The sequence below is a fragment of the Luteibacter sp. genome (assembly GCF_051958795.1).
GTDB lineage: Bacteria > Pseudomonadota > Gammaproteobacteria > Xanthomonadales > Rhodanobacteraceae > Luteibacter.
On the sequence record NZ_JBQCFT010000408.1, the window covers coordinates 1 to 7,178 of the forward strand.

The 7,178-nt window shown below is 67.0% G+C and carries 7 protein-coding genes; 4 read left to right on the top strand and 3 right to left on the bottom strand.

The window, feature by feature from the left end:
* On the top strand, positions 1-1,276 hold a 1,276-nt coding region (locus tag ACTHLF_RS20895; RefSeq protein WP_440330106.1), incomplete at its 5' end, for an acyl-CoA dehydrogenase family protein.
* Between the two features lie 57 nt (positions 1,277-1,333).
* The gene (locus tag ACTHLF_RS20900) at positions 1,334-1,819 is read left to right on the top strand and encodes an asparaginase domain-containing protein (protein ID WP_440330108.1); all 486 of its coding nucleotides are present in this window, start codon (positions 1,334-1,336) and stop codon (positions 1,817-1,819) included.
* 102 nt (positions 1,820-1,921) lie between these two features.
* Here the strand turns inward: ACTHLF_RS20900 and ACTHLF_RS20905 are convergent, their stop codons facing one another.
* Both ACTHLF_RS20905 and ACTHLF_RS20910 read right to left on the bottom strand, forming a co-directional pair.
* Positions 1,922-3,250 carry a S8 family peptidase gene (locus ACTHLF_RS20905; protein WP_440330110.1) on the bottom strand — a complete coding sequence of 443 codons (1,329 nt, stop codon included), beginning with the start codon at positions 3,248-3,250 and terminating at the stop codon, positions 1,922-1,924.
* Between the two features lie 160 nt (positions 3,251-3,410).
* Positions 3,411-5,249 carry a M4 family metallopeptidase gene (locus ACTHLF_RS20910; RefSeq protein ID WP_440330112.1) on the bottom strand — a complete coding sequence of 613 codons (1,839 nt, stop codon included), beginning with the start codon at positions 5,247-5,249 and terminating at the stop codon, positions 3,411-3,413.
* A 253-nt stretch (positions 5,250-5,502) separates the two neighbouring features.
* Here ACTHLF_RS20910 and ACTHLF_RS20915 point away from each other — a divergent pair, with 253 nt between their 5' ends.
* Positions 5,503-5,943 (top strand): DUF4279 domain-containing protein, encoded by a 441-nt coding sequence (locus tag ACTHLF_RS20915; RefSeq protein WP_440330114.1) that lies wholly within the window; start codon positions 5,503-5,505, stop codon positions 5,941-5,943.
* A 7-nt stretch (positions 5,944-5,950) separates the two neighbouring features.
* Here ACTHLF_RS20915 and sufT read toward each other — a convergent pair whose 3' ends face one another.
* Entirely contained in the window at positions 5,951-6,508 is a 558-nt protein-coding gene (gene sufT, locus ACTHLF_RS20920; RefSeq protein WP_440330116.1) for a putative Fe-S cluster assembly protein SufT, read from the bottom strand.
* A 190-nt stretch (positions 6,509-6,698) separates the two neighbouring features.
* On the opposite strand from sufT, the gene ACTHLF_RS20925 reads away from it, so the two are divergent.
* Complete coding sequence (locus tag ACTHLF_RS20925) at positions 6,699-7,139, top strand: hypothetical protein (RefSeq protein WP_440330117.1); 441 nt, start codon at positions 6,699-6,701, stop codon at positions 7,137-7,139.
* The last annotated feature ends 39 nt before the right edge of the window (positions 7,140-7,178 follow it).

Consider the following 7,178-nt stretch of genomic DNA (forward strand, 5'->3'; position numbering starts at 1 on the left):
CTGCCCGCTGGCGATGACCGACGGCGCGGCGACAGCGTTAAAAGCCTCGGGCAACAAGGCCCTCATCGAGCGCGCCCTGCCGCACTTCCTCAGCCGTGACGCCGGGACCTTCTGGCTTTCCGGCCAGTGGATGACCGAAACGCCCGGCGGCTCCGACGTGGGCCGCACCGAAACCATCGCGCGACAGGATGCGGACGGCCAGTGGCGCCTGTATGGCCGCAAGTGGTTCAGCTCGGCCGTGGTGGGCGAAGCCGCATTGGCGCTGGCCCGGCCCGAGGGTGCGGGTAGCGGCACGTCGGCGCTCGCGCTGTTTTACGTGGAAACGAAGGATGCCGACGGCGACTGGCAGGGCATCACGATCGACAGGCTGAAGAAGAAGCTCGGCACGCATGAACTGCCGACTGCTGAGGTGCATCTGGACGGCCTGCCGGCCACGCCGGTCGGAGCGCTGGACCACGGCGTGCGCCAGGTCGCACCGATGCTCAATGTCACGCGCACGTGGAACGCGGTGTGCGCCGTTGCGAGCATGGCCCGCGCGATCGCGCTGGCCCGCGACTACGCCACGCGGCGCAGTGCATTCGGCGCCCGCCTGATCGACCAGCCGCTGCATGCGCGCACGCTCGCCGATATGCAGGCGACCTTCGAGGGTGCGTTCTCGCTGGCCTTCTACGTGGCCGAGCTGCTCGGCCGCACCGAGCGCGGCCTGGGCGCCGCCCATGAGCCCGCCCTGCTCCGCCTTTTGACGCCGCTGGCGAAGCTGTGGACGGCGAAGGCGTCTATCGGCGTGGTCTCCGAAGCACTGGAATGCTTCGGCGGCGCGGGCTACATCGAAGACACCGGCTTGCCACAGCTGTTGCGCGACGCGCAGGTCTACGCGATCTGGGAAGGGACGACGAACGTGCTCTCGCTCGACATGCTGCGTGCGCTGGGCAGTAACGGCGTGGAACCGTTGCGCGCTGCCGTCCTGGACCTTTTGCCGGTGGAAAGCGAGCCACGCCGAACGATCCTGTCCACGCTGGATTCGGCGGAAGCCCTGCTCGGCGACGTCGTCGGCGACCGCGCCTCGCTGGAGGCCTCGGCGCGCGGCATCGCCTTCACGCTGGCCAGGTGTATGGCAGCCGCCCTGCTCGTCCGCTCTGCCGGCTGGGGCGACGCGGCCGGCGATCCACGCCCCGCAGCGGCCTGCCGCCGGTTCATGGCACGCGGCCTCGACCGGCTCGCCCTGCCGGCCAACGACGACGACACCCTGCTGGCCTCGGGCGCGCCCGCCACGTGATGGGCCCGGGGGCGTTAGAATAGCGGCCCGCTCCGTCCACGCTTCCCAGGCCAGTCCATGCAGCATCTCACCATCGTCACCACCGGCGGCACCATCGACAAGGTCTATTTCGACGACAAGTCGGATTACCAGATCGGCTCCCCGCAGATCGGCGACATCCTTACCCAGTTGGGCGTCGCGTTCCGTTTCGACGTGATCCCCATCCTGCGCAAGGACAGCCTGCACGTCACCGGTGAAGACCGCGCGCTCATGCGCAGCACGATCGAGGCGCAGCCGCATCGCCACGTGCTGGTCACCCACGGTACGGACACGATGGTCGAAACCGCGGCCGTGCTCGAAGGCATCCCCGGCAAGGTCATCGTGCTCACCGGCGCGCTGAACCCGGCCCGTTTCCAGGGCTCGGACGCCGTATTCAACATTGGCTGCGCCGTGGGCGCGGTGCAGACGCTGGACGACGGTGTCTACATCGCCATGAACGGCCGCGTGTGGGATCCGAAGAAGGTCCGCAAGAACCGCGACGCAAACCGCTTCGAAGCGGTGTGAAACACCGCTGCGTAGGAGCCCACCCTGTGGGCGACGTTGTTCGCGACAACGCCACAGGGCCTGTTGCGCTTTCGCGAGAGATGTCGCCCACAGGGTGGGCTCCTACAACACAACACGCTCTTCGATCACCGCATCGAGCGTCGCGCCTGCATCGAGCAAGCCGGTGCCGCAGGGTTTCAGGCAACGCGCCGGCCGTGCGTTATCGACCAGGTGGCGGGTGATGTCATCGACATGCAGTGACGGATCCGCCGAACGCATCAGTGCCACCACGCCGCTCACCAGCGGTGCGGCCATCGACGTGCCGGCCAGGTAGCCGAACACGCTGCGCCACGGTACGCGAGCGCCCTGGTCCACGGCCGAGATGAGGTCATCCGTGCGCAGGCCGCGCAATGAGCCGCCCGGCGCCGCGAGGGTCACCGCCTCACCGTGGTTCGAGTACCAGGCGAGTCGACCGCCCCGGTCAAGCGCGCCAACATTGATGCTACCCGGGCAATTGCCCGGCGCCATGCCGGACGCGCCGACACCCTCGTTCCCCGCAGCGACGACCACCGCAACACCGCGCTCTCGCGCCTGGCGAATCACGTCGGCCATCGCCGCTCCGCACGCGCCTTCCGTGACGAGGCTCAGGTTGATGACATCGGCGCGGCGCGTGAGCGTCGGCACGCGTGGCACTTCCCCACCGGAGGCCCACGCGATGGCATCGATCACATCGGAAAGGTAACCCCCGCAATGCGCCAGCACGCGCACGGGCAGGATCCTTGCCTCCGGCGCCACGCCCGTGATCCCGAGCCGGTTTCCACGCTTCGCCGCCGCGAGCGCCATTACGTGGGTGCCGTGCCACGACGAACGCGAGCCTGCGCGCCGTCCGCAATCACCAGGCTCTTCCCAGTCACCTTCATCCCTGGGGTCGGGATCGCGTCCGTCGCCGTCCCGTGCGCGGACGGCATCGCTGACGAAGTCGTAGCCGGGCAGCAGCTGGCCATCCAGCTCAGGATGCGGGGTCGCCCCCGTATCCAGGACGGCGATAACCGCGCCTTCGCCGCGCGTGTATTTCCATGCCGCCTCGGCATCGATACCCGAGCGCGGATCGTGCAGCGACCATTGCCGCAGGTAGAGCGGATCCGCCAGGGCGGTGGGCCTGACGATGCGGTCTTCTTCAACGCTGGTGACACCGTGGAGGCGTGCGAAATGTGCGGGGTTATCGTCTTCGACTTCAAAGATCTGAGCGCCGCCAGCCAGGGTGGCAACGTGCCTGGGCTGGCCCGCATCGACCGAGCGCTTGCGCCGCATGGCGGCCTCAGCTTTCGGCACGGATGCGATCGCCGCGTTCGCCGAGGCCTCGTCGGCGAATCGAACGATGTAGCGCGTAGCAGCCGTCGCGGGAACGGCGGTGAACAGGGTAAGGGCCAGCATGAAACAACGTGGGGACATGCGGAGGTACCTCCTTGTTGGAGCTACCAACGTAGGAGGGATAGAAGTCGCTGCGTAGATGGCGCTCGCCACCGTAGTGCGTAAGATTTCACGCCGGAAAAGAAAAGGGCCAGGACAAAGCCTGGCCCCTTTCCCGGGAGTGACACGTTTGCAGAGGGGCTTACGGCGTCCAGGTCGCCTTGAGCGAGACGGCTGAGAACGTCGTGTAGCCACGCACCTTCACGTAGTACACGCCGGCCTGGGTCGTCGCGAACGAGCAGGACTCGGCATTGCCGGTCTTGTACGGGCGGCAGTTGTAGCTCGAGGTGGTCGGCGCGGAGCCGAACTTCACGTACAGGTCGGCATCACCGCTGCCGCCGCTGGTCGCGATCACCAGGTTCTTCGCGCCAGCCGCCACCGTGACGGTGTAGCTGAGCTCGGTACCCGACGAACCCGCCAGGCCAGTCTTGGCCGTGCCGTTCTGCAACGCGGTGCCGCCGGTGCCGCCACCGCCGGTGGTGCACGACACGCCCACGCCGTTGAACGCGGTAGCCACGTCAGCCGCCGAGTAACCCAGGTCGGTCGCCGCACTGGCCACGCCACAGGCGCCGCTGTTGAACGTCGAGGTGGCCGTCCAGTACACGGCATTCGCACGGGCGAACGCCTTGAACGCCTTCACCGTATCCCAGCCACTGGTCTTGGCCAGCAGGCAGAACGCCTTGTTGTACACACCTGATGAGTAATGCACGTCGAGGCCGTTGTAATAATCCGACGCGTTGCCGATCGAACCGCCATCCTGCGGCGGGTTGCACATGTAGCGCAGGGCCGTGCCGATGCCGGCGCTGCTCTTTACGATGTCGGCACCGACGAGGAAATCGTTGCTGCCACGATCGAAGTACTCGGCCGCTTCACCAGCGATATCCGAATAGGCTTCGTTCATGCCGCCCGACTGGCCGTCGTACTCCAGGTTGGAGTGCTGCACGGTGTAGCCGTGGCTGATTTCATGCGAGGTCACGTCCAGCGCGACGAGCGGATAGAACGTGCTGGCACCATCGCCGAAGGTCATCGAGGTGCCATCCCAGAAGGCGTTCTCGTAACCCGAGCCGTAGTGCACCTTCATGATCAGCACCTGGTTCAGCGGCGGCGCACCCGTGTACGAGTTGTACATGTCATGCACCACGCCACCGAAGTGGTGGGCATCGTTGATCGGGCCGAAACCGCCGTTCACGGCGTCGCCGCTCGATGTCGGGCAGGTGAAGCTCCACAGCGTGCCGCTGCCGGAGGTCGCCTTCTTCATGTTGTAGGTCTTCACGTTGCTGTTTTGCATCGTGCAGGTCGTGCCCGACTGGGTCACGTTCAGCGCGGGGAGACCGTTGGCGCCCCAGGTGTACTGGCCGGTCTTGCCATTGCCGCCGGGGCCATTGGCATCGGCGTTGGTCAGGCCTTCCCACTGCTTGATCACTTCGCCGGTGTTGGCGTCAACGATGGCGGTCGGCCGGGTCGGGTGGTCACCACCGCTGAAGAACGAGGTGAGGTACACCAGGCGCGCGGGTGCGCCATCGCCCGGGTAGACGTACAGGTCGGCCTTCGCGTTTTCCGGCCGGATCGCGGCACTGCGCAGGGTCGTGGCCTGGCGGGTCAGGACATTGACCGCGGCGGCCTGGTCGAGCTTCGGCGTGACCGAGGCGAGGTCCACCTGCAGGTCGGACGATACGACGCCATTGGCGACCAGCGCATTGCCCTGTGCATCCTGCTCCACCGCGATGCTGCGGCCATAGACCGGCACGCCCTTGAAGGTCTGCTGCATGCGCACGGTCTGCGTGCCCTTGACCGTCGGCAGCGCGTTCTTCGCGACGAAGGCGTTATCCGCGGTAAGGCCGAGCTTCGTGGCCAGCTGGCTGGCCGGTGCCGCGCCCAGGTTCTGCGCACGCAGGGCCTGCTCGGTGGCCGCCGAGGCGACCGAGGTCGCGGCGATGCCGACGCAGGCGGCCAGGAGCTTCAAGCGAACATGATTTGCCATTACGTTCCTCCTCCAGGAATGGGCAACACGAAGCCATTGCGGCCGTGTGGGACCACATTCCGAACGATGATGATTTCGCGCCGCAGCGCGAATGCCCGTGTAACTTCCAATCCCCCCAGACCGAAAGTCCTTGTCAACGTATCGCAAGTTCCCACGGTCGACTACCTAGGGGTTTCCCTAGGTCGTGAAAAAACGCGATGCTATGCACGAAACGGCCAAGTCGCGCTCGCGCTGCCGTAAATGGGGAATCACCATGGCCAGCACCATGCTCGACATCGATGCAGAGCTTGCCCAGCACACGCCTTCGGTCAGCGCGTCGTTCCGGCTGACCTCCGAGCGCCATGTGCTGGACCACATCGTGGCCGGTTTCGGCATCGAGGGCGGCCAGTGCTGGCAGAAGGGTGACCCGGACGACACCGCGGGACAGGCGCGGCGTGCACACGGCTGGAGCGTCAGCTTGCCGCCCCAGCACACCTACTCTGTCGATACGGCGATTACCGCCTTGCTACAGACGCTCGCACCGCAGCGCGACGCGATCATCCAGGCCATCACCCTGCTGGAGCTCGACGTGCACGTGTGCATCGAGGCGAGCGTGGCGCCGGGCCACCTGCCCGTGTTGCACGCGGCGGCCTCGACGATCGCGGCAATGGCCGCCTACGGGGCGGCCTGCAGCGTGGAACTGCGCGATCTCTGAGCGGCGCTCAGAGCATCCCGGTTTCGAGCTTCGCCGCGTCGGACATCATCGACTGGTTCCAGGGCGGATCGAAGACGAGGTCGACATCGGCTTCCAGCACCGTGGGGATCAGCTCCAGCTTGGTGCGCACATCGTCGACGAGGATGTCGCCCATGCCGCAGCCCGGAGCCGTCAGGGTCATTTTCACGTAGGCCTTGCGGCCGCCTTCGTCGCTGGTCTCAAGGCTCACGTCGTAGACAAGCCCCAGTTCCACCACGTTGATGGGGATTTCCGGATCGAAGCACGTGCGCAGCTGCTGCCACACCAGCTTCTCGACATCGTCGTCGGAGGCGTCGTCGGGCAATTCGATGGGGCGCGGCGGCTCCTTGCCCAGCGCATCGGCATCGTTGCCCGCGATACGGAAGAGGTTGCCCTCGACGTACACGGTGAAGCTGCCACCGAGGGCCTGGGTGATGTAGCCGATCTGGCCGGCCGGGAGCGTCACCGTCTCGCCCTGGGGCACCATGACCGCGGCGCAGTCACGTTCCAGGGTGAAGGGCTCGCTGCTGAGGCTGAAACCGCTCATGGATGTCCTGTGGGGGCGGCCCGCGGGCCGCAAAGTAGGCAATTATGCGCCCGCCGGGGCCCGGCGGTCAGCATCCACCCCGCTACGTTTGGGCACACGGCCCTCCGCTCAAGAGCGCGCCGGCGCATGGCCCGGTATCATGCGGCCGTCCCCCACGCCCCGGTTCCCATGCGCCCATCGATGTCCTGCCATGGTGGCTAGCCCCATCCGCCACCTCACCAACCTGGTTTACGGCCTGTTCGGCACCGTCCTTTTCGGCTTTGCCGCCGGCGCGATGTGGATGGTGCCTTCCATGATGTTCGGCCGTGCCCTGCCCGCGCTGGCCCTGCCGGTCGGCTGGGCCCTCGGTTTCGTGGTGCGCCGCTGGCTTCGGTTCGAAGGTGTCCCCGGCGCCCTGCTGGCCGCCGGCGCCACCGTGCTTGCTTCCCTCTACGTGTGCTGCCTGGTCGCCGCCGCGACGATCGCCGGGATGATGGGCATTGGCTTTGCCCAGGCCATTGCCGATGCCGGCCCGGCCATGCTGGTCGCCCTGGCCCGCATGGCCCAGGGGCCGGCGGATATCGGCCTCTACGTGGCCGGCGCGATCCTGGCGGCGCTGGTCGCGCTGCCGCTGGGCCGCCGGCGTGGCTGACTTCAGACCGGGTAAATGCCGGTCGGGCAAGATGGGCTT

Coding starts and splice junctions, on each gene's coding strand:
- ACTHLF_RS20900 (WP_440330108.1), top strand. CDS start 1,334: ATGCAGCATCTCACCATCGTCACCACCGGCGGCACCATCGACAAGGTC.
- ACTHLF_RS20905 (WP_440330110.1), bottom strand. CDS start 3,250: ATGTCCCCACGTTGTTTCATGCTGGCCCTTACCCTGTTCACCGCCGTT.
- ACTHLF_RS20910 (WP_440330112.1), bottom strand. CDS start 5,249: ATGGCAAATCATGTTCGCTTGAAGCTCCTGGCCGCCTGCGTCGGCATC.
- ACTHLF_RS20915 (WP_440330114.1), top strand. CDS start 5,503: ATGGCCAGCACCATGCTCGACATCGATGCAGAGCTTGCCCAGCACACG.
- sufT (WP_440330116.1), bottom strand. CDS start 6,508: ATGAGCGGTTTCAGCCTCAGCAGCGAGCCCTTCACCCTGGAACGTGAC.
- ACTHLF_RS20925 (WP_440330117.1), top strand. CDS start 6,699: ATGGTGGCTAGCCCCATCCGCCACCTCACCAACCTGGTTTACGGCCTG.